Source organism: Streptosporangium sp. CA-135522, from assembly GCF_050949235.1.
Taxonomy (GTDB): domain Bacteria; phylum Actinomycetota; class Actinomycetes; order Streptosporangiales; family Streptosporangiaceae; genus Streptosporangium.
The window spans coordinates 7,925,552-7,944,824 of sequence record NZ_CP192026.1; the positions used below are offsets into that span (position 1 = coordinate 7,925,552).

Consider the following 19,273-nt stretch of genomic DNA (forward strand, 5'->3'; position numbering starts at 1 on the left):
ACACCGTCAGCCGCGAGGTCACGTATGCCTCTCGGCCGATCCGTGATGCGCCCGCAGTGGCCGCACACCGCCCGCACCCTTCACCACGACCGCCGCACACGCTCACACGGGCTTGCCGAGGCCACGTCAGCCAGGAAAACAACGAAATCCCGCCCGATCGGGGTGATCGGACGGGATCTCGTCAACGCACTTCAGGCCACCTCGAGAACGGCCTTGTGTGGAGCTATGGGGATTCGAACCCCAGACCTCCTCCATGCCATGGAGGCGCGCTACCAGCTGCGCCATAGCCCCTTGCGATGCAGATGAAATCTTAGCCGACTTCGGGCACTCCGCGCGCCATCGCGCCGGAGACGAGGGCGACGCCGGCGGAGGCCAGAGCGCTCACGGTGACGATCGCGAAAGACAGGACGTAGGCGTCCCGGGACGGGACGGTGGTTCCGGCGATGGTGATCGAGGTGAGGAGGGCGGCGGTGACGGCTCCGGAGACGCTGCCGCCGATCGAGCGGACCAGGGAGTTGATGCCGCTGGCGATGCCGCTCTGGTCCATCGACACGTGCTGTACGGCCAGCGCGCCCAGTGCCGCGTAGGCGATTCCGAAACCCAGTCCCTGCAACGCGCCGGCCCCGATCAGGTGGATCACCGAGGTGTTGAAGAGCGTGAACCAGCCGAAGCCGGCCGCCGTCAGCGTCGCGCCGAGAGCGAGAGAGTGGGCCGGACCGAGCCGGGCGGACAGACGGCCGGCCATGGAGGAGGACATCAGCATGGTCACGGTGCTGGGCAGGGCGTAGATGCCGACGTCGAGGACCGAGCCGCCGAAGCCGTAGCCGGCGGAGGGCGGCATCTGGACGAAGCTGGCGACCAGGGTGAACGAGCCGAACATGGCGAAGCCCAGCAGCAGCGAGGCCAGGTTGGCGGGCAGTGACCGGCGGCCGACGAGCAGGTGGAGGCGGACCATCGGCGCCCGGGTCCGTAGCTGGCTGAACACCCACACCGCGCAGAGCGCAACCGCACCCGCGAACAGGCCGACGACACGGCTGGAGCCCCAGCCCCAGTCGTTGCCCTTAGAGATCGCCAGCAGCAGGCAGACCAACCAGGCGGACAGCAGCAGGGCGCCGACGAAGTCGGGGCGGCCGCCGGCGCGGGCTCCGCCGTCGTGGGCGCTCAGCGCGATGAGGACGAGCGCCGCCGCGGCCAGTCCCGCGGTGATCCAGAAGACGGGGTGGTGGCTGGGCGTGCGGTCGGCGATGATCCCAGTGACGATCATGCCGAGGTTGCCGCCGACGCCCATGGTGGCGCTGACCACGCCGATGGCCGTCATCACCCGGGTACGCGGGAAGCCGTCCCTGATCATGCCGATGGCCAGCGGGATCAGCGCCGACGACGCGCCCTGTAGCGCCCGCCCGGCGATCAGCACCGGCAGGGAGCCGGACAGGGCGCATACCACCGAGCCCAGCACCAGCAGGCCGACGGTGAACAGGATCATCCGCTTCTTGCCGTACATGTCCCCGAGGCGGGACAGCAGCGGCGTGGCGACCGCCCCCGCCAGCAGCGAGGCGGTGAAAACCCAGGTGACCTCCGCGACCGGCACGCCGAAGGAGACCATCAGCCGGGGCAGCAGCGGGATGACCACGGTCTGCTGGACGGAGACGACCATCCCGGCGGTGGACAGCGCCAGCAGGGTCAGCCACAGCTGCCTGCCCCGCTGTTCGGTATTCGGCTCGGCGACGGTTACCTCTGTCACGGACTCCCCCTCCGTCGCCGACTTTCGCAATCAAATGGTAGATCGTACGTAGAAAACGTCATCGGTCGGGTGATGTCACGCCAGGGATACCGTGATACGTCTTTACTCTTATGGCCGTCGAGCGCTTTGAGGAACACCGTGACCTGCTGATCGCGGTCGCCTACCGAATCCTGGGCACCGTGACCGACGCCGAAGACGTCGTCCAGGAGGCCTGGCTGCGCTGGTCGGGGGTGGACACGGCCACGGTCGAGGACGGCCGGGCCTACCTGATCAGGGTGACCGGCCGGCTGGCCATCGACAGGCTGCGGCGGGTACGGGCGCAGCGCGAGTCCTACGTCGGGTCGTGGCTTCCGGAGCTGGTCGGCACCATGCCCGACGTGGCCGAGCACGCCGAGCTGGCCGCCTCGGTCGAGCTGGCGCTGCTGGTCGTGCTGGAGACCCTGTCCCCTCTGGAGCGCGCGGTGTTCGTGCTGCGGGAGGCGTTCGCCCTGCCGTACTCGGAGATCGGCGAGATCATCGGCCGCGCCGAGGCGACGACCCGGCAGCTCGCCCGGCGCGCCAAACAGCACGTGCAGGAGCGCAGACCCCGCTTCGACGTGGACCGCGACGAACGGCGCCGGCTCACTGAGCGGTTCATCGGCGCGGCCGCCGGCGGTGATCTGGACGCGCTGACCGTGTTGCTCGCCGCGGACGTCTCCCTGGTCAGCGATGGCGGCGGGAAGGTCAGGGCCCCGCTGCGGGTCATCACCGGCGGGAAGAGGGTCGCGCGCTTCCTGACGTCGGCCGCCACCGACAGGGGCATGCGGAAGTTCCTGGAGTCGCTGGGCGTCGACCCGGCTCTGGGCCTCGCGGTGGAGCCGGCGGACGTGAACGGAGCCCCGGCGGCCGTGGTGACCGCCGGCGGGCGGCCTATCACGGTGTTCTCCCTGGTCATCAGGGACGGTCTGGTCGAGACCGTCTTCCTGGTCGCCAATCCGGAGAAACTGTCCCGCCTGTGATGTCACGAACGGCCCCGCCGGGTGCGTCGTGAGGGCATGACACGAGAGATCTCCATCATCGGCGGTGGGCTCGCCGGGCTCACCGCGGCCATCGCGTGTGCCGAGGGCGGCGCACGGGTCACCGTCCACGAGGCGCACCGGACGCTCGGCGGCCGGGCCCGGAGCACCGCCGCGCCCTACGTCGCCAACGACGGCACCCACGTCTTCTACTCCGACGGGGAGCCATGGCGCTGGATGGCGGCCCGGGGGCTGGTCGGGCCGTTCCGGAGGCCGGCGCTCGGCGAGATCGCCAAGGCCCGCTTCCGGCACGACGACCGCCTCACCGCGAGGCCGCCCTGGTCTCTGGTGCGTGCGATCACCACCGGGCGGCGGCTGCGCGCTCCGGTGGAGGAGGACTTTCGCACCTGGGCCATCCGGCACTTCGGTGAGGAGGGGATGCGTGCGGCCGCGGGACTGGCCGGCGTGATCACCTACGAGGCCGATCCCGGACGGCTGTCGGCGGCGTTCGTCTGGGAACGGGTGCTGCGCGTGACCGCGCCGCGATACCCGGCGCCGCGCTACGTCATCGGCGGCTGGCAGCGGGTGATCGACCGGATGGCCGCCCACGCGCGCGGGCTCGGTGTGGGCATCGAGACCGGCGCACGGGTGGATCGCCTTCCCGAGAACGCCCCGGTGATCGTGGCGACGTCGCTGGACGCCGCCGCGACGCTGCTCGGCGACGAGTCGCTGCGCTGGGAGAGCGGCAAGGCGGTCCTGCTCGATCTCGGCCTCACCCGGCGTGCCGGGGACCTCTTCCTGGTCTCCGACCTGGACGACGGTGGCTTCCTGGAGCAGTACGGCCTGCTGGACACCTCGCTCGCCCCCGCCGGGCACACCCTGTTCCAGCTCGAGATGCCGGTGCGGCGGGGCGAGTCCAGGACTGAGGCGATGGCCAGGGCGGAGCGGCTGGCCGATCTGGGACTGCCCGGCTGGCGGGAGCGGACGACCTGGCGGCGGGAGGCCGTCTGCAACGGCCGCACCGGAGCCCTCGACCTGCCCGGGTTCTCCTGGCGGGACCGGCCGGCGGTCGACAGGGGCAACGGCGTCTGGCTGGCGGGGGACGCGGTCGCGGCTCCCGGCCTGCTCAGCGAGGTCTCCACGCTCAGCGCCCTGGGTGCGGCACGGTCGGCCCTGCGCGCCGTCCGTTCACGCGTGCCCGCCTGAACACGCCGCTCTCGTGGGCCGGTTCGAACGCGACCTCCGCGTGGGCCGGCCCGGATGCGGCGCCTGCCGCGGACCGGCCGGAGCGCGGTCCCTTCGCGAGCCGGCCGGAGCGCGGCGCCCGCCCCCGGCCGGAAGGTCTTCCCCGGTCCCGGCGAAGTCCCGCCCGGCGCGCGGGTCAGCCGACCCTGGTGCGCATGGTCAGCTCGGAGCCGTCGCCGGAAAGCTCCAGGGTGGCGGTGACCGAGCCGAGCTCGGAGGTTCGCGACAGGTGCGTGCCGCCGCACGGGATGGCGACCTCGCCGTCGGGCAGGCCGCAGCGCCAGGTACGGCGGGCGGTCAGCTCGGGACCGGGGCTGTCGATCCAGACCGGCGCGTCGGCCGCGACCCACTCCTTGAGCCGGTCGTTGACCAGCCGGGCGATCTCCGGCAGCTCCTCCGCCAGCCCCTCGGTGGTGAAGCCCTTGCGGCGCAGGGATTTGCCCAGGCGGTAGAGGTCAAGGCTGCCGTCCGGCAGGATCCGCGAGGAGGTGATGGCCGTCTGGTCGAAATCGGGATGGCCGAGCCCGTCGGCCGCCGGCTCCTTGCGCCACCGGCCGGCCAGCGCCGCGTTGAGCGCGAGCGCGGTGAGATGGCAGGCGGTGTGCCCGGCCGACAGCGCGCGGCGGTTGCCGGCGTCCACCACCAGCTCGACCTCTTCACCCGGCACCGGCGCGTCGGTGACGTGGACGACCAGCCAGCTCCAGCCGGGGGTGCCCCGGCGCACCGGGATGTCCTCGCCCAGATGGACGCTCCGCTCGCTTTCGCCCTCGTCCTCGGCCACGGCTCCGGTCACGCAGTCGACGACCGTCAGGCCGCCGATCGTCCCCACGTCGGCGGGCTGGTCCGGCCAGGTGTGGTCCAGCGGGTGGAACGGGGTCTCGGCCACGATCGTTCCGTACCGGTCCCCCACCGGCACGGCCCCCACGACCGCCGAACGTCCCCGAACCTCACCTGCCGGGTAGCTGACCAGAGTCGATCCACCGATTTTCATCCCCTCATCATGCCAGTACGGCTTGCGCCGCCCCCGAAGGGACGCAAGCCGTACTGGGACGACTCAGGCCGGAAGGGACGTCAGCCGCGACCGGGGAGGGGGGTCAGCCGCGACCGGGGAGGGGGAGGGTCAGCCGGCGAGGACCCGCTCGTCCTCCAGGTAGCGGGAGCGGCCCGCGTACCAGCCGGTCACGAACTGCACCCCGATCACCGCGAACAGGAGCAGGAACGGCAGCGTCCAGCCGCCGGTCGACTCGTGCATCACGCCCACGACCAGGGGGCCGGCGCCCGCGATGAGATATCCGGCGCTCTGCCCGAAGGCGGACAGCGCGGCGGTGGCCTCGGGGGTGCGGGTGCGCAGGGCGAGCATGGTCAGCGCCAGCGGGAAGGATCCCATCCCGATGCCGACCAGCACTGCGAACGCCCAGGCCAGCCCGGCGGGGGCCAGCCAGAGACCGAGGAAGCCGATCGTGTAGAAGACCACGAAGGCGGCCACCACGGGGCGCTGGTCGGCGAACTTCGAGGCGATCCAGGGCACGACCATCGAGACCGGGATGCCGATCGCGGTGAAGACACCCAGCACCAGCCCGGCCTGCCCGGTGGTGTAACCGCCGTCGGTGAGGATCTTGGGCAGGAAGCCGAACATGATGTAGGCCACCATGCTCTGCGTGCCGAAATACGCGGCGACCGACCAGGCGAGCTTGCTCCGGACCAGGGTCCGGGGTCCGAGATCGCTGCTGCCCGTGTCCCGCTCCGGCTCATTGCGCAACAGCGCAAGCCACGGAATGGCGGCCACGGCGGCCAGCGCCGCCCACACCCCGAGGGCAACGTGCCAGTTGCCGTCGGCGGCGCGCTCGATGGGCACGGTCGCGGCGGCCGCGAGCATCGTGCCCACCGCGAGCGCGGTGGTGTAGACGGTGGTCATGGTCCCGGCCCTGCCCGGGAAGTGACGCTTGATCAGGGTGGGGATGAGCACGTTGCCCACCGCGCCCCCCGACAGCGCCAGGGCGCTGCTGAACAGGAACACTCCCGCCGAGCCCACCATCGCCCGAACCAGCAGACCCGCGCCGAGGGTGACGAGGGCGAGCAGGAGCAGCCGGTGCTCGCCGATCTTCCTGGCCAGAGTCGGCGTCATCGCGCCGACCGAGGCGAAGATGAGGACGGGTAGTGTGGTGAGGAGCCCGACCCCCACCCCCGACATGCCGAGGCCGGAGGAGATGTGGTCGAGGACCGGCCCCACGCTCGTGACGGCGGTGCGCAGGTTCAGCGCGGCGAGGATGATGCCCGCCACGAGCAACCAGGCCAGGGATCCCGTCGTTCCACCGGTGCGGCCCCGTGTCTGCTGGGTGAGCACGGTCATGGGGGGTTCAGTCCTCCTCTAATTGATTCACCCAATCGTAGGATGATTGGCTGACTCCAACTGTAACAGGACTGAAACGGCGATTTGTTCCTGACCCGGCCAACCCCTGACAACGTGAAAGCCGGGCCACTTCCCCCTTTACAGGGCGTGACCCGGCTTCATCACGCGTCAGACGCGAGCGTCAGATACGCGGGCCAGGAGCCGGCGGCAGCTCCTCGCCGGGTCGCCGGCCGGCCGGCGGCAGCGGGCCGCTGCCGGGCGGGGGAAGCGGGGACTCCGGCGGATACTGGCCGCCGACGGTGCGCGGCGGTGCCGGCTCGTCGAAGCCGTAGCCGCTACCCGTGCCGCCGGTGGGACGGTCCTCCAGGTCCAGGCTCCCGCCGCCGGTACCGGCGCCCAGGCCGCCCGCGCCACGGTCCTGCGGGCCGGGCACGTCACCGCGCCAGGCGCCGGTCTCGTTGCCGCGGGACTCGATGAACGTCTTGAAACGCTCCAGATCGCCGCGGACACGCAGGCGGACGATCTGCATCCAGTCTCCGACGGTCTCGACGAAGCCCTCCGGGTCGTACTCCATCTGGAGCGTGACCCGCGTGATCTCCGGGCCGAGGTGATGGAAGGTCACCACACCGGCCTGGTGCGGCCGGTCGACGGAGGTCCAGGCGACCCGCTCGTCGGGGTGCTGCTCGGTGATGTCGGCTTCGAACTCGCGGCGGACCCCCGCGATCTCGACGACCCACGCCGTACGGGTGTCGCTCAGTTGCTTGACCGACTCGACGCCTTCCATGAACTCGGGAAAGCTCTCGAACTGGGTCCACTGGTTGTACGCCGTCCGGATCGGGACGTTCACGTCGACGGACTGTTCGATCGTGCTCACAGCTCTGCCTCCCTGTTGTGGGTTCGGGAAGCGACCTGCCCGAGAGCATCCGGCCCTAACTACCTCCTCCGCAAAAGCCAGTAAATGCCGACGAGCGGCAGGATGAGCGGGATGAACACGTAGCCGCTGCCGTACCCCGACCAGACCGTCGCACGGGGGAACGCCTCGGGGTCCGCCATGCTCAGCGTGCCGACGATGAGCACCCCCGCCAGTTCGACGCCGCAGGCGGCCAACGCCAGCCGCCGGTCGCCGCGGGCCAGCGCCACGGTGAGCACGATGTAGACGACCGCGGCGAAGGCCGACAGGGAGTAGGCCAGCGGGGCCTCGCCGAACCGCGTCGCGATCTGCACGGCCGCACGGGCCCCCGCGGCGAGGGCGAACACCCCGTAGACCGCCACCAGCGCGCGTCCCGGTCCGCTGCCGATCGCCGGTCCGCTCATGCCGTGCCCTGCCAGATCTGCAGCAGTCTCCCGACCATGACGCAGATCGCGAAGGCCGCCACCGCGATCACGACCGCTCCCCAGCGCGAGCGCTCGGCGAGCCCCAGGAACGCCGCGGCCGGCGGGATCACCAGGGTGCCGGCCAGGTAGCCGACGAGGGTGGCCGTCTCGTCCGGCCCCTCGCCGCGGATCACCCCGGCTATCGCCAAGCCCGCCTGGACGAGCAGGCCGAGCTCCAGCACGCCGAGCGCGGCGAGCAGGACGGTCCCCATCGCACGGTCGCGTACGGCGGTCACGATGGCCGCCAGGAGGATCACCAGCGCCAGCACGATCACCCCGGTCGCGAGCGGGCCGATCATCGGGACATCACAGGGGCGACGGACATGAGCAGTAGGGTACTGCCCGGCCGGGTCGCCCTCCGTCTCGCGGCGCATAGGCTGGGTCCGTGGAAAGGATCCTGGTCAGTGCCTGTCTGATGGGGCGGAAGGTCCGTTACGACGGAGCCGCCAAGACGAGCGGCGACGCGCTGCTGGCCACCTGGCGGCAGGAGGGACGGCTGGTCCCGTTCTGCCCGGAGGTCGAGGGCGGACTGCCCGTTCCCCGCCCGGCCGCCGAGATCGAGGGCGGCGCCGGAGGCTCGGCGGTGCTCGCGGGAGCCGCCCGGGTGCTGACGGCCGACGGCACCGACGTCACGCAGGCGTTCCTGACCGGAGCCCGGTCGGCGCTCGCCGTCGCCCGGTCGCTCGGCGTGCGGATGGCGATCCTGAAGGAGGGCAGCCCCTCCTGCGGGAGCCTGACCATCTACGACGGCACCTTCCGCGGCCGCCGTCTGCCCGGCATCGGCGTCACCACCGCGCTGCTCGAACTGCACGGCGTCGCGGTGTTCACCGAGGACCACATCCCCGACGCCGGGGTACGGCTGCGCGAACTCGAGGAAGCCTAGGAGTCCTCTCCCGGGAAACGGGAAAGTCGCCACCGCGGCCGATGCCCGGCAGTCCCGGCGCTCTAGTACTCCCAGGTGTCGGTCCGGCCCTCCCCGCCGATGCAGAAGACCGCCGAGCCGTGCTCGTCCCGGGCCAGGTCCACCCGGATCCAGCCCTCGGCCCGGGACACCTTGGCCTCGAAACCCGCGTTGGGCGCGGCGGTGACCAGCCGGCACGCGCCGCCCTCGATGGCGAAGGAGACCGAGCCGCCCAGGACGTTCACGACCCGGACGTTGTCGTTGGAGCCCGTCAGGGTGGCGGGCGCCGGCACGCCGGCGGACGGGGCCGGCACGGGCACGGTCGAGAACGGCCGCGGCTCGGCGGCCACCGGTTCCTTCGAACGCACCGGAATGGAGACGGCCTTCGGCGAGGTGCGGGTGGCACGCGGGCGGATCGTTTCCTGGACGGGTGCCTGCGAGGTGACGCGGGGGGTCGGGGCGCGCCGCTGCGGAGGCGCCGAGGCGGTCGGCGTGCCCAGGACCGCCACCGGGCCGGTCGGCGTCCCCGAGGGGGGCGGGGCCACTCCCATCCGGTCGACCGCAGTGTTGATCTGCTCGATCTTCGCGTCCTCGAAGACCTCGCTGCGTAATACGTCGCGAACGCCGAGCCAGGCGACCGAGGTCGCCAGAATCGTGGCTGTACACCACACCGCCACGAAACCAAGCGTTTGCCGCATGGAGTGAATTATTACCTCAGACATCTCTTTGTTCACTACGGTTACGTCACATGGCAACGGTTCTGGTGGTGGAAGACGACGATTACGTACGTTCCGCGATCATCCAGGAACTGAGCAGACGCCAGCACGCCGTACGCAGCGCCGGGCGTGCCCTCGACGCGTTGCGGGAGATCACCCAGAACCCTCCGGACGCGGTGATCCTCGATCTCGGCCTGCCCGATCTGGACGGGTCCGAGGCGCTGAAGATGATCCGCAGCGTCTCCACCGTCCCGGTCATCGTGGCCACGGCCCGGGACAACGAGGCGGAGATCGTCCGTCTGCTGGAGGCCGGCGCCGACGACTATCTGGTCAAGCCGTTCTCCGGAGACCACCTGAACGCCAGGCTGGAGGCCGTGCTGCGCCGGGTCGGAACGACGGCTCCGCCCTCGGTGCTGCGCGTCGGCGGGCTCTCGGTGGACCTCAACCGGCGCGAGGCGTCCGTGGACGGCGCGCCGCTCACGCTGACCAGGCGCGAGTTCGACCTGCTGGCCTACCTCGCCGCCCGTGCCGACCGGGTCGTCCCCCGCAAGGAACTGCTGGCCGAGGTATGGCAGCAGTCCTACGGCGATGACCAGACCATCGACGTCCATCTGTCGTGGCTGCGACGCAAGCTCGGCGAAAGCGCCTCCGACCCTCGTTACCTGCACACCGTCCGCGGCGTCGGCGTCATGCTGATCACACCCTCGTGAGACGGACCCTGGCCCTGCTCGCCGTCGCCGGGGCATCGATGATCGCCCTCGCCTTCCTGATCCCGCTCGGGCTCATCGTCAGGGAGATCGCCCATGGCCGGGCCATGGCCGAGGCCGAACGGCAGGCGTCGGCGCTGGTTCCCGTGCTGGCCATCACGGTGGATCCGGCCCGGCTGACCCACGCGCTGCTCAGCACCGGAGCGGGCGACCGGATCGCGGTCCACCTCCCCGACGGCGGCTCGGTGGGCACCGTGCGGGCATCGGCCGAGAGCCTGGCCACGGCCTCCCGGCTGACCCGGGCCGTGACCACGCAGATCGGCACCGGCTATCTGCTGCTGCGCCCGGTCGCCCTGGACGGCGGCCGGACCGTGGTCATCGAGATCTTCGTGCCCGCCGGCGACCTCACCCGAGGCGTCACCAAGTCATGGGCGACGCTGACCGGAGTCGCGGTGGTGCTCGTCGCCGGCTCGGTGCTGGTCGCCGACCGGCTGGGGGTGCGGGTGGTGCGCTCCACCCAGCGGCTCGGCCGGGCCGCCGGCGCGCTGGGCGCCGGGGATCTCAGCGTCCGCATCGAACCCGAGGGCCCACCGGAGCTGGTGTCGGCCGGGGAGGCGTTCAACACCATGGCCGACCGGGTCGTCCGGCTCCTGGCCGCCGAGCGGGAGATGGTCGCCGATCTGTCACACCGGCTGCGGACCCCGCTCACCGCGCTACGGCTCAGCCTGGACAACCTGGGGCCGGAGGCCGAGCAGAGCCGTCAGGCCCTGGCCCGGCTGGAGTCCGAGGTGGACCAGATCATCGCGGCGGCCCGGCGGCCCTCCCGCGCGCCGGAGTCCGTCTCCTGCGACGCCGCCCACGTGCTGCGCGAGCGGCTGACCTTCTGGTCCGCCCTGGCCGAGGACCAGCAGCGTCCGTGGCAGCTGATCGGCGCCTCGGAGCCGGCCCGCGTCCCCGTCGCGGCGACCGAGCTCAGCGCGGTGGTGGACGCGCTGCTGGGCAACGTCTTCCGGCACACCCCCGAGGGCACGGCGTTCACGGTGACCCTGCACCAGGGCGCCGGCACCGTGGGCGTCCTGATCGCCGACGCGGGGCCGGGCATCCCCGATCCCGAGACGGCCCTGCGCCGCGGGGCCAGCGGCTCGGGGTCCACCGGGCTCGGGCTCGACATCGCCCGCCAGCTCGCCGAGTCGTCCGGCGGCTGGTTGCGGATCGACGCCTCCTCTTTGGGGGGTGCCAGCGTGCAGCTGTGGTTTCGCACCGACCGGAGCGAGCGCGTCCCGCGTGGGATGCGGCGGCCGGTCGGCGGCCGTTGGCCACGCCGCGACAGGCCGCGATGAACCGGCCGGGCCGTTTCCGTCTCGAATCGCGCCCCGCCTGAGGAACGGCAGGTCCTCGCGACGGCCGCGCCCCTTCTACGCCCTGGTGAGCTCCATGATCCAGTTGGTCTCCCAGGTCCTCTCGCCGTCGGCGGAGAAGGCCTGCTCCCAGCGGGCCGAGACGGGCGTGATCTCCGACCAGACGAGGCGGACCCTGATCGGGGCGCCCTCGTAGATGTCGTCCCCGTAGAACTCTCCCCTGCCGCCGGTGAAGCGGCCCACGGCCGGCGGGAACAGCGTTCCGGTCCGGCTGCTGGCCCAGTGAAGCGACCACTCCTCGCGCTTGACGTCGAACAGCCGCAGGGTGAGGCCGGAGAACTCCCTGGTCGGAAAGGTGATCTCGTCGAGGTTGGCCGCACCGCCGAACACGGGGCGGGCGATCGAGGTGGCCGGGAACTCCTCCCATTCGGTACAGCCGACGAGCGGTTCGACGAGCCTGCGGTTGGCCACGGTCCAGGTGCCGATGAGGAAGTCGAAGTCGTCCATGCCCGGAGGCTAGGCCGGGATCACCGACACCTTCTGTCAGTGTTTTTCAGAATTTTTGGAAATAATCCGTACGTGCGTGCGAGCCGGCTCCTCTCTCTCCTGATGCTGCTGCAGACCCGGGGCCGGATGACCGCCCAGGAACTGGCGGCGGAGCTGGAGGTCTCCGTCCGGACCGTCTACCGGGACGTGGAGTCGCTCCACTCGGCCGGCATCCCCCTGTACGGCGACGCCGGGCCCTCGGGCGGCTACCGGCTGCTCGACGGCTACCACACCCGGCTCACCGGCCTGACCTCGCAGGAGGCGGAGTCGATGTTCCTCACCGGGATGCCGGGGCCCGCCGCCGAACTGGGCCTCGGATCGGCGGTGGCGGCCGCCCGGCTCAAGCTCACGGCCGCGCTCCCGCCCGCGCTCCGGGAACGGGCCGGGCGGATCCAGGAGCGCTTCCACCTCGACGCGCCGAACTGGTACCACGGCGCCGACGAGACTCCGCACCTGACGACGGTCGCCGACGCGGTGTGGAACGAGCGGCGCCTGGAGATCCGCTACCGCCGCTGGAAAGCTCCCAAGGAAGTGGTCCGCACGCTGGAACCGTACGGCCTGGTGCTCAAAGCGGGCCACTGGTACCTCGTGGCGCGCAGCGGCGAGAACGTGCGCACCTACCGGATCTCCCAGATCCTGAAACTGCGCGCCCTCCCGGAGACCTTCACCCGGCCCGCCGGCTTCGATCTGGCCGCCCACTGGAAAAACTCCCTGGAGGAGTTCGAGGCCCGCCTGCGCCGGGGCGAGGCCGTCATCCGGCTCTCACCACGCGGGATGGAGCGCCTGCCCGACATGGACCGGCCGGCTCTCCTACGGGCGGCCGAGGCCACCGCGGAGCCTCCCGGCAGGGACGGCTGGACGCAGATCACGGTCCCCATCGAGACGTTCGAACATGCCCTGAGCGAGTTTCTGCGGTTCGGGGCCGACGTGGAGGTCGTCTCCCCCGTCGGGCTCCGCGACCTCGTGGCGGAGACCGCCAGAGCCCTGGTACGGCTCCATGACGGGCCGGCCGGGGAGGAGGAGATCCGTCCCCGGCGGGGAGAAAGACGCCGCCTTCGCACCGGCGGCGCCCCGGCGGGCAACGCCCGAAACCACGAAAACCGCCCTTGATCTGCTTGTTACAGCAGATCAAGGGCGGCTTGTAGGTGGAGCTATGGGGATTCGAACCCCAGACCTCCTCCATGCCATGGAGGCGCGCTACCAGCTGCGCCATAGCCCCTGGTCACCGCTCCGAGTGCTCTCGTTGCGGCGCTTCGGAAGCATATAGGGACACCCGCACGTTCACCTAATCGACGACCGCACGGCTCGCGCCCGTCATCTCGGGCGCAAGCCGTAGCACGGAATCAATCTTCCGTGGCTTCGGGACTGTCGTCGCTCTGGACCGGCTCGGGCAGGGTTCCGGCGTTGTGCTCGAGCAGGCGCCACCCCTTGCGGCCTTCCTCCAGCACCGACCAGGAGCAGTTTCCCAGCCCGCCCAGAGCGGGCCAGAGCTCCTCCGGCAGGCCCATCAGCTTGGCGATGCCGAGCCGGATCGCCGCCCCGTGGGAGGCGACCACCAGAAGGCCGTCGGGATCGAGCTCGGCCGCCCAGCGGCGGATCGACGACGACACCCGTTCGGCGACGTCGGTAACCTGTTCACCGCCCGGAGCCTCCCAGGCGACGAACTCGCGAGGCCAGTTGGCGGAGATCTCCTCGCGGGTGAGGCCCTCCCACTCGCCACCGCCGCGCTCGCGCAGGTCCTTGTCGACGGTCACGTCCAGGCCGGTGAGGCGGCCCAGCGCCGAGGCGGTGTCCAGCGCCCGCTGGAGGTCAGAGGAGACGATCATGCTGGGGCGGAGGGCCGCCAGCAGCGAGGCGGCACGGGTCGCCTGCGCCATGCCGGTCTCGTCCAGCGGGATGTCGCTGTGGCCCTGGAAGCGGTGCTCGACGTTCCACAGAGTCTGGCCATGCCTCAGGCAGACGATACGGCGACTCACTCAGTTACCGCTTCACGGGCACGTTGGGCGGCGGCCTGCCGCACGCTGTCCGGCAACGCGATGGAAGGGCAGTCCTTCCACAGGCGCTCAAGAGCGTAGAAGGTGCGGTCCTCCTCGTGCTGGACGTGCACGACGATGTCGATGTAGTCCAGGAGCACCCAGCGGCCCTCACGCTCGCCCTCACGGCGAACGGGCTTGGCGTCGGCCTCGATCCGCAGCCGGTCCTCGATTTCATCGACGATGGCGCGAACCTGGCGGTCGTTGGTGGCGGAGCAGAGCAGGAAGGCGTCGGTGATGACGAGCTGCTCGCTCACGTCGTAGGCGAGAATGTCATCGGCCAGCTTGTCCGCGGCGGCCTCGGCGGCGAGCCTGACGAGCTGGACGGATCTGTCGGTTGCGGTCACGGTGTCGGTTAGTCCTCCTGTAGTCGGCGCTGTCACCTATCAGGGTGCCCGATCGGGCGCTCGTTGAAGAGGCGCGCCATAGGTACAACGCCTATCGTGTGCCACCCGATTCCGCGCCGCAAACGAATTGGCGACCCGGTCAGGGGCTCACATAGCGGTAGAGACCGCGTTTGTTGATGTACTGAACGATACCGTCAGGCACGAGATACCAGATGGGCTGTCCGGAGGCGACCCGCTCCCGGCATTCCGAGGACGAGATGGACAGCGCCGGAATCTCCAGCAGGCTGACCTTGCCCTCCGGCAGGCCCGGATCGTGCAGGTGGTGGCCGGGCCTGGTGGCGCCGACGAAATGGGCGATGGTGAACAGCTCTTCGACGTCGCGCCAGCTCAGGATCTGGGCGAGAGCGTCGGCTCCGGTGATGAAGTACAGCTCGACATCCGGCCCCCAGGAGGCGGCGATCTCCCGCAGGGTGTCGATGGTGAACGTCGGCCCGGGGCGGTCGATGTCCACCCGGCTCACCGAGAAACGCGGATTGGACGCGGTCGCGATGACCGTCATCAGGTAACGGTCCTCGGGCGCCGAGACCGTCTTGTCGGCCTTCTGCCACGGGCGCCCGGTCGGTACGAAGACCACCTCGTCGAGGTCGAAGTGGTGTGCGACCTCGCTGGCGGCCACCAGATGCCCGTGGTGAATCGGGTCGAAGGTGCCGCCCATGACGCCCAGACGTCGCTTTCCTTGGCCGGTAGGCGCGTTCATCATGGAACGGACCATACGCGTAAGCCGTACACGGCTTTTATTCACCCCCCGCGCGTGCCAGGCGGACCCGACGTAGCATGCCGGACATGACCACCACCCCGGATCGCAACCGCGTGCAGCTTCCCGGAATCAGCTCACGTGCCTACGAACATCCCGCTGACCGGTCGGCGCTGGTCGCCCTGCGCTCGCTCAGCGGATTCGACACGGTGCTCAAGCAGATGTCCGGACTGATCAGCGAGCGCCGCCTGCGCCTGATCCACCTCGCCTCGGCCGTACGCACCAGCGACACCCAGTTCCGCGCCCTGCACGACATGGGCCGCGACGCCGCATACACCCTCGACCTGCACCGCATCCCCGAGATCTACGTCCAGCAGAGCCCGCTGGCCCAGGCCAAGGCGATCGGCTTCGACGATCCGTTCATCGTCGTCTCCACCGGCCTGCTCGACCTGATGGACGAGGAGGAGCAGCGTTTCGTCATCGGTCACGAGACCGCGCACATCCTGTCCGGTCACGCGGTCTACCGCACCATGCTGGACATCCTCACCCGCCTGGCCACGCGGGTGGCCTGGATCCCGCTCGGCTACATCGGCCTGCGCGCGATCGTCGCCGGCCTGGAGGAGTGGCACCGCAAGTCCGAGCTCTCCGCCGACCGCGGTGGCCTGCTCTGCGGCCAGGACCCCGACGCCGCGCTGCGCGCTCTGATGAAGCTCGCCGGCGGGTCGCGCCTGCACGAGATGAACATCGAGGCCTTCCTTGACCAGGCACGCGAGTACGACACGGCGGGCGACGTCCGTGACGGCCTGCTCAAGGTCCTCAACCTGCTGGGCACCACCCACCCGTTCGCGGTCTCCCGGGTCGCCGAGCTGGACAAGTGGCGCCGCAGCGGCGAGTACGAAACGATCATCGGCGGCACCTACCCCCGCCGCGCCGACGACTCCAACGCCAAGATCTCCGAGGAGGTCAGGGCCGCCGCCCGCTCCTACCGCGAATCCTGGTCGCAGTCCCAGGACCCCTTCATCGGCGTGCTGCGCGATGTGGCCGAGGGCGCGGTCAACGCCGGGGAGCGCATCTTCAACCGCTTCTCCCGCCGCGACGGCAACTAGTCGAAGTCCAGGAAAAGGTCCAGAAAATCTCTTCTGGACCTTTTCAACAGCGGGGCGCCGGTCATCAGGCCAGGAGGGCGACCGCCTGCACCGCCGCCGCGCACAGGGCGACGAATCCCCCCAGCACGGCGAGCGCCCGCAGGCCCTCCTTGCGCAACTCGGGAATCTCGGAGCTGATCCGCTCGACCTCGCGACCGATGATCCCGCCGCAGACGACGCCGAACACGATGCCGGCGACGGCGACCGGAGCGGGCCGCAGCCACCACTCCGGTGGTAACGACGCCCCGAGGACCAGCCACAGCACCAGGCCGGCGAGCCCGGCCGCCGGCAGTCCCGGCCAGGCCAGCGCGGTCAGCAGCGACACCGTGAAGGTCGCCGGGAAGCTCACGACGCGCAGCAGGCCTCGCGTCCTGGTCGACTTGCGCTTTCTGACCAGCCAGTGCCCGGCCCAGATCGTGCGGGCCAGGACGGCGAAGAGCCCGGTGACGGCGAAGGTGGCCAGCGGCCAGATGACCGTGGCCACCACGCACGGCACGGCCAGTACGGCCAGCAGCATCAGCGCCGCGCCCCCCGTGGGCAGCGGTCCGCCCCTGCCGCCCGCCGCGACCTCCGCGCCGTCCGGCTGCCGTCCTCTGGGCATCGCCCGGACGGGCTTGGCTCCCGATCCCCCGGGCACCGGCCGTGCTCCGCGGGACGACTCGCCCGTCCCGGAGGCCGCCCGGCCGCCTCGGGACGCTCCGTCCGCACCCGCGGCCGGACGCGCGCCGCGTGCGGCCCCGTCCGTGCCGGTGGCCGACCGTCCGGACCGTGGCGGCTCGCCGGCGACCGCGGCGGCCGTCCGGCCACCACGCGGCATTCCGTCCGCACCCGCCGCCGAGCGCGCGCCACGGTCGGGCTCGCCCGCCTTGGCGGCCGGACGGCCGTTCCGCGGGGGCTCCTCCACCTTGGTTCCCGGCTTGGTCCGGGCCTCCGGCTTCTTCGGCATGGTGGAGGCGCTCTTGTCCGCGATCGGCCCGCCTCTCTGCGAGGGCGCCGGCTCAGGTGAGGTGGCACGGGCGAGACGGGTCAGGCGCGCGGCCAGGAGCGCCGCGGTGGGGCGTTTCGCCGCCTCGCGGTGAAGAGCCGCCCGGATCAGGGGGAGCAGCGCCGCGGGGATGCCGGCGAGGTCGGCCTGGCCGTTGAGGATGGCGTACATCTGCGCTTCCACCGTGCCACGGCCGAAGGTGGGACGGCCGGTCGCGGCGAAGGCCACCGTGGCCGCCCAGGCGTGCACGTCGGCGGGCTCGCCCACGGGCTCGTCCACGAAGAGCTCGGGGGCGGCATAGCTCGGGGTGCCGAGGAAGGTGCCGGTCAGGGTGAGCCGGGTGGCGTCCAGGACCTGGGCGATGCCGAAGTCGATCAGGACGGGCTCGCCATCGGCGGTGATCAGCACGTTGGCGGGCTTGAGATCGCGATGGACGACTCCGGCCGCGTGGATGATCGACAGTGCCGTGGCCAGCCCCTGGGCGAGGGTCACCAGGTCGGTCCCCTGGAGCGGACCGCCGCGCCGTACCCGGTCCAGGAGGGTGTCTCCCTCGATGTGCTCCATGACCAGGTAGGGCCGCTCGCAGGCGAGATCGGCGTCGACGACGCGGGCGACATAAGGGCTCTCGACCCTGCGGAGAGCGCGGACCTCGCGCTCCAGGCGTATTCGGGCCTCCGAGTCGGCGTCGACGACGTCGTGGAGCATCTTCAGCGCGACGCACTCGCCTCGGCGGTTGGTGGCGAGGTAGACCTCGCCCATGCCGCCCCGGCCAAGGCGTTCCGCCAACGTGTAGGGGCCGACGCGCCCGAGACGACCCACGTGACCTCCTGCGTCGGCCACATAGGTCCAAGACCGCTGTGCCTGTCGGGTCGCTCGCTACCGCTCGCTTCCCTGCCCTCCAGCCATAGGAGACAACACCATAGCGGGCAGGGGTGACGAATTTCCGGCGGCGCGCCGTACTCCGCGCAGAGATCAGCGTGACGGGGGCGGCGGGGGCTCGGTGTCTCGCGGTCCGGGGCGAGACCCGGTGTCCGGCGGCCCGGTGTCCGGCGGCCCGGTGTCCGGCGGCTCGGCCGGGGTGCCGGCCGGCGGGATCGGCGGACGCGGTTCCTCCGTGGCCGATGACCGCGGCTCCCGCGCGGCCGATGCCTCCTGCCCGGCCGGTGGCTGCGACTCGGCCGGTGGCTGCGACTCGGCCGGTGGCTGTGATTCGGCCGGTGGCTGTGATTCGGCCGGTGGCTGTGATTCGGCCGGTGGCTGTGATTCGGCCGGGGTCGGCGAGATCCGCGGTAGCGGCTCGGCCGCGATGGGCGGGACGTAGGCCGGGGCGTTCTCCGCCGCCCGGCGACGTTCCTCTCGTTGGCCGAAGATCAGGTGGTCCAGGCTGAACCGGCCCGCGCCCGCGGCGGCCAGCAGCAGCGCGGCCGAGCCCAGTGCGGCGACCAGCTCGGACGCGAACACGCCGTGGCGCATATGGACGAAGACGAAAGCGCCGATCATGTCCACGGCCAGCAGGAAGGCGATGATCGGGGTCAACAGGCCCAGGATGAGCAGGACGCCCCCGCCCAGTTCGACGGCCATGGAGAACCCGGCGGCCAGCCGGGGCAACGGCACACCCGAGGAGGCGAACATGGCGGTGGTGCCGTCGAGGCCCCCGCTGGTGAGCTTCTGCAATCCGTGTGCGATGAAGATGACGCCAAGGGCGATCCGCGCGATCAGCGCGGCCAGGTCGTACAGGAAACGTCTCATGGCCGGCGCGCGCGCTCGCGGGAGGGATTGGTGAGCAGGCTGTCCAGCTCGGCGGCGGGTTCGGCCGACAGCCTCCGGCGGCCGGTGCGTCGCCAGTTCACATGCCCTCGGCGCTCCAGCCACAGCATCATGCGGTCGAGGCCGAACAGCACAACGACGACGAACAGGAACGCAACCACGATTTCCATGAAGTCCAGTCAAACCGCAGGCGACCGTGATTACTCGGAGCGACACGCTACTACGTTCAGTGACGCATGGCGCGATGACCGGACCGGCGGCTCCGGTGTGACGCCGGTCCGGTGGTGGCGCGGAAGTGCCTTCACGGGC

The 19,273-nt window shown here is 71.1% G+C and carries 21 protein-coding genes and 2 tRNA genes; 7 read left to right on the plus strand and 16 right to left on the minus strand.

Translation table 11 applies throughout. The features are described from left to right. Positions 1–218: 218 nt before the first annotated feature. A tRNA-Ala gene (locus ACQPYK_RS37400) sits at positions 219–291 on the minus strand. Between the two features lie 19 nt (positions 292–310). Then, positions 311–1,741 (minus strand): MFS transporter, encoded by a 1,431-nt coding sequence (locus ACQPYK_RS37405; RefSeq protein WP_433242086.1) that lies wholly within the window; start codon positions 1,739–1,741, stop codon positions 311–313. A 110-nt stretch (positions 1,742–1,851) separates the two neighbouring features. On the opposite strand from ACQPYK_RS37405, the gene sigJ reads away from it, so the two are divergent. Both sigJ and ACQPYK_RS37415 read left to right on the plus strand, forming a co-directional pair. Beyond that, positions 1,852–2,739: an RNA polymerase sigma factor SigJ gene (sigJ, locus tag ACQPYK_RS37410; protein WP_433242089.1), complete on the plus strand. Its 888-nt coding sequence runs from the start codon at positions 1,852–1,854 to the stop codon at positions 2,737–2,739. A gap of 36 nt (positions 2,740–2,775) precedes the next feature. Then, on the plus strand, positions 2,776–3,942 hold the full coding sequence (locus tag ACQPYK_RS37415; protein ID WP_433242092.1) for an NAD(P)-binding protein: 1,167 nt from the start codon (positions 2,776–2,778) through the stop codon (positions 3,940–3,942). A gap of 175 nt (positions 3,943–4,117) precedes the next feature. On the opposite strand, the gene ACQPYK_RS37420 is transcribed toward ACQPYK_RS37415, so the two are convergent. The 5 genes from ACQPYK_RS37420 to ACQPYK_RS37440 all read right to left on the minus strand — a co-directional run bounded on the left by ACQPYK_RS37420 (position 4,118) and on the right by ACQPYK_RS37440 (position 8,004). Further along, positions 4,118–4,972: a metal-dependent hydrolase gene (locus tag ACQPYK_RS37420; RefSeq protein ID WP_433242095.1), complete on the minus strand. Its 855-nt coding sequence runs from the start codon at positions 4,970–4,972 to the stop codon at positions 4,118–4,120. 129 nt (positions 4,973–5,101) lie between these two features. Then, positions 5,102–6,331 carry a CynX/NimT family MFS transporter gene (locus tag ACQPYK_RS37425; protein ID WP_433242098.1) on the minus strand — a complete coding sequence of 410 codons (1,230 nt, stop codon included), beginning with the start codon at positions 6,329–6,331 and terminating at the stop codon, positions 5,102–5,104. A 181-nt stretch (positions 6,332–6,512) separates the two neighbouring features. Then, positions 6,513–7,205, minus strand: coding sequence for an SRPBCC family protein (locus ACQPYK_RS37430; RefSeq protein WP_433242101.1), 693 nt, complete (start codon positions 7,203–7,205; stop codon positions 6,513–6,515). 59 nt (positions 7,206–7,264) lie between these two features. Further along, positions 7,265–7,645, minus strand: a complete 381-nt coding sequence (locus ACQPYK_RS37435; protein ID WP_433242104.1) for a hypothetical protein — start codon at positions 7,643–7,645, stop codon at positions 7,265–7,267. Continuing rightward, on the minus strand, positions 7,642–8,004 hold the full coding sequence (locus ACQPYK_RS37440) for a hypothetical protein (protein ID WP_433242107.1): 363 nt from the start codon (positions 8,002–8,004) through the stop codon (positions 7,642–7,644). The genes ACQPYK_RS37435 and ACQPYK_RS37440 overlap by 4 nt, the downstream gene beginning before the upstream one ends. An 86-nt stretch (positions 8,005–8,090) precedes the next feature. Between ACQPYK_RS37440 and ACQPYK_RS37445 the strand changes: the two genes are divergently transcribed. After that, complete coding sequence (locus ACQPYK_RS37445) at positions 8,091–8,588, plus strand: DUF523 domain-containing protein (RefSeq protein ID WP_433242109.1); 498 nt, start codon at positions 8,091–8,093, stop codon at positions 8,586–8,588. A gap of 62 nt (positions 8,589–8,650) precedes the next feature. Here ACQPYK_RS37445 and ACQPYK_RS37450 read toward each other — a convergent pair whose 3' ends face one another. Next, entirely contained in the window at positions 8,651–9,304 is a 654-nt protein-coding gene (locus tag ACQPYK_RS37450; RefSeq protein ID WP_433242112.1) for a hypothetical protein, read from the minus strand. 50 nt (positions 9,305–9,354) lie between these two features. Between ACQPYK_RS37450 and ACQPYK_RS37455 the strand changes: the two genes are divergently transcribed. Continuing rightward, complete coding sequence (locus tag ACQPYK_RS37455; RefSeq protein ID WP_433242115.1) at positions 9,355–10,032, plus strand: response regulator transcription factor; 678 nt, start codon at positions 9,355–9,357, stop codon at positions 10,030–10,032. Continuing rightward, positions 10,029–11,369, plus strand: coding sequence for a HAMP domain-containing sensor histidine kinase (locus ACQPYK_RS37460; RefSeq protein WP_433242118.1), 1,341 nt, complete (start codon positions 10,029–10,031; stop codon positions 11,367–11,369). The genes ACQPYK_RS37455 and ACQPYK_RS37460 overlap by 4 nt, the downstream gene beginning before the upstream one ends. A gap of 75 nt (positions 11,370–11,444) precedes the next feature. Here the strand turns inward: ACQPYK_RS37460 and ACQPYK_RS37465 are convergent, their stop codons facing one another. Beyond that, entirely contained in the window at positions 11,445–11,894 is a 450-nt protein-coding gene (locus tag ACQPYK_RS37465) for a hypothetical protein (protein WP_433242121.1), read from the minus strand. Between the two features lie 72 nt (positions 11,895–11,966). On the opposite strand from ACQPYK_RS37465, the gene ACQPYK_RS37470 reads away from it, so the two are divergent. Then, positions 11,967–13,043, plus strand: coding sequence for a helix-turn-helix transcriptional regulator (locus ACQPYK_RS37470; protein ID WP_433242124.1), 1,077 nt, complete (start codon positions 11,967–11,969; stop codon positions 13,041–13,043). A 36-nt stretch (positions 13,044–13,079) separates the two neighbouring features. Here the strand turns inward: ACQPYK_RS37470 and ACQPYK_RS37475 are convergent. The 4 genes from ACQPYK_RS37475 to nadD form a co-directional block, all read right to left on the minus strand. Next, positions 13,080–13,152: transfer RNA gene (locus ACQPYK_RS37475), tRNA-Ala, on the minus strand. 124 nt (positions 13,153–13,276) lie between these two features. Next, positions 13,277–13,909 carry a histidine phosphatase family protein gene (locus ACQPYK_RS37480; RefSeq protein WP_433242126.1) on the minus strand — a complete coding sequence of 211 codons (633 nt, stop codon included), beginning with the start codon at positions 13,907–13,909 and terminating at the stop codon, positions 13,277–13,279. After that, positions 13,906–14,313: a ribosome silencing factor gene (gene rsfS, locus ACQPYK_RS37485; protein ID WP_012893678.1), complete on the minus strand. Its 408-nt coding sequence runs from the start codon at positions 14,311–14,313 to the stop codon at positions 13,906–13,908. Before rsfS ends, ACQPYK_RS37480 begins: the two co-directional genes overlap by 4 nt. 139 nt (positions 14,314–14,452) lie before the next feature. Beyond that, positions 14,453–15,073, minus strand: a complete 621-nt coding sequence (gene nadD / locus ACQPYK_RS37490) for a nicotinate-nucleotide adenylyltransferase (protein ID WP_433242129.1) — start codon at positions 15,071–15,073, stop codon at positions 14,453–14,455. A gap of 74 nt (positions 15,074–15,147) precedes the next feature. Here nadD and ACQPYK_RS37495 point away from each other — a divergent pair, with 74 nt between their 5' ends. Next, entirely contained in the window at positions 15,148–16,173 is a 1,026-nt protein-coding gene (locus tag ACQPYK_RS37495; protein WP_433242132.1) for a M48 family metallopeptidase, read from the plus strand. A 64-nt stretch (positions 16,174–16,237) separates the two neighbouring features. On the opposite strand, the gene ACQPYK_RS37500 is transcribed toward ACQPYK_RS37495, so the two are convergent. The 3 genes from ACQPYK_RS37500 to ACQPYK_RS37510 form a co-directional block, all read right to left on the minus strand. Then, positions 16,238–18,016, minus strand: a complete 1,779-nt coding sequence (locus ACQPYK_RS37500) for a protein kinase domain-containing protein (RefSeq protein WP_433242135.1) — start codon at positions 18,014–18,016, stop codon at positions 16,238–16,240. A gap of 153 nt (positions 18,017–18,169) precedes the next feature. Next, positions 18,170–18,946, minus strand: coding sequence for a DoxX family membrane protein (locus ACQPYK_RS37505; protein WP_433242138.1), 777 nt, complete (start codon positions 18,944–18,946; stop codon positions 18,170–18,172). After that, positions 18,943–19,134, minus strand: coding sequence for a hypothetical protein (locus ACQPYK_RS37510; protein WP_433242140.1), 192 nt, complete (start codon positions 19,132–19,134; stop codon positions 18,943–18,945). Before ACQPYK_RS37510 ends, ACQPYK_RS37505 begins: the two co-directional genes overlap by 4 nt. Positions 19,135–19,273: the final 139 nt, after the last annotated feature.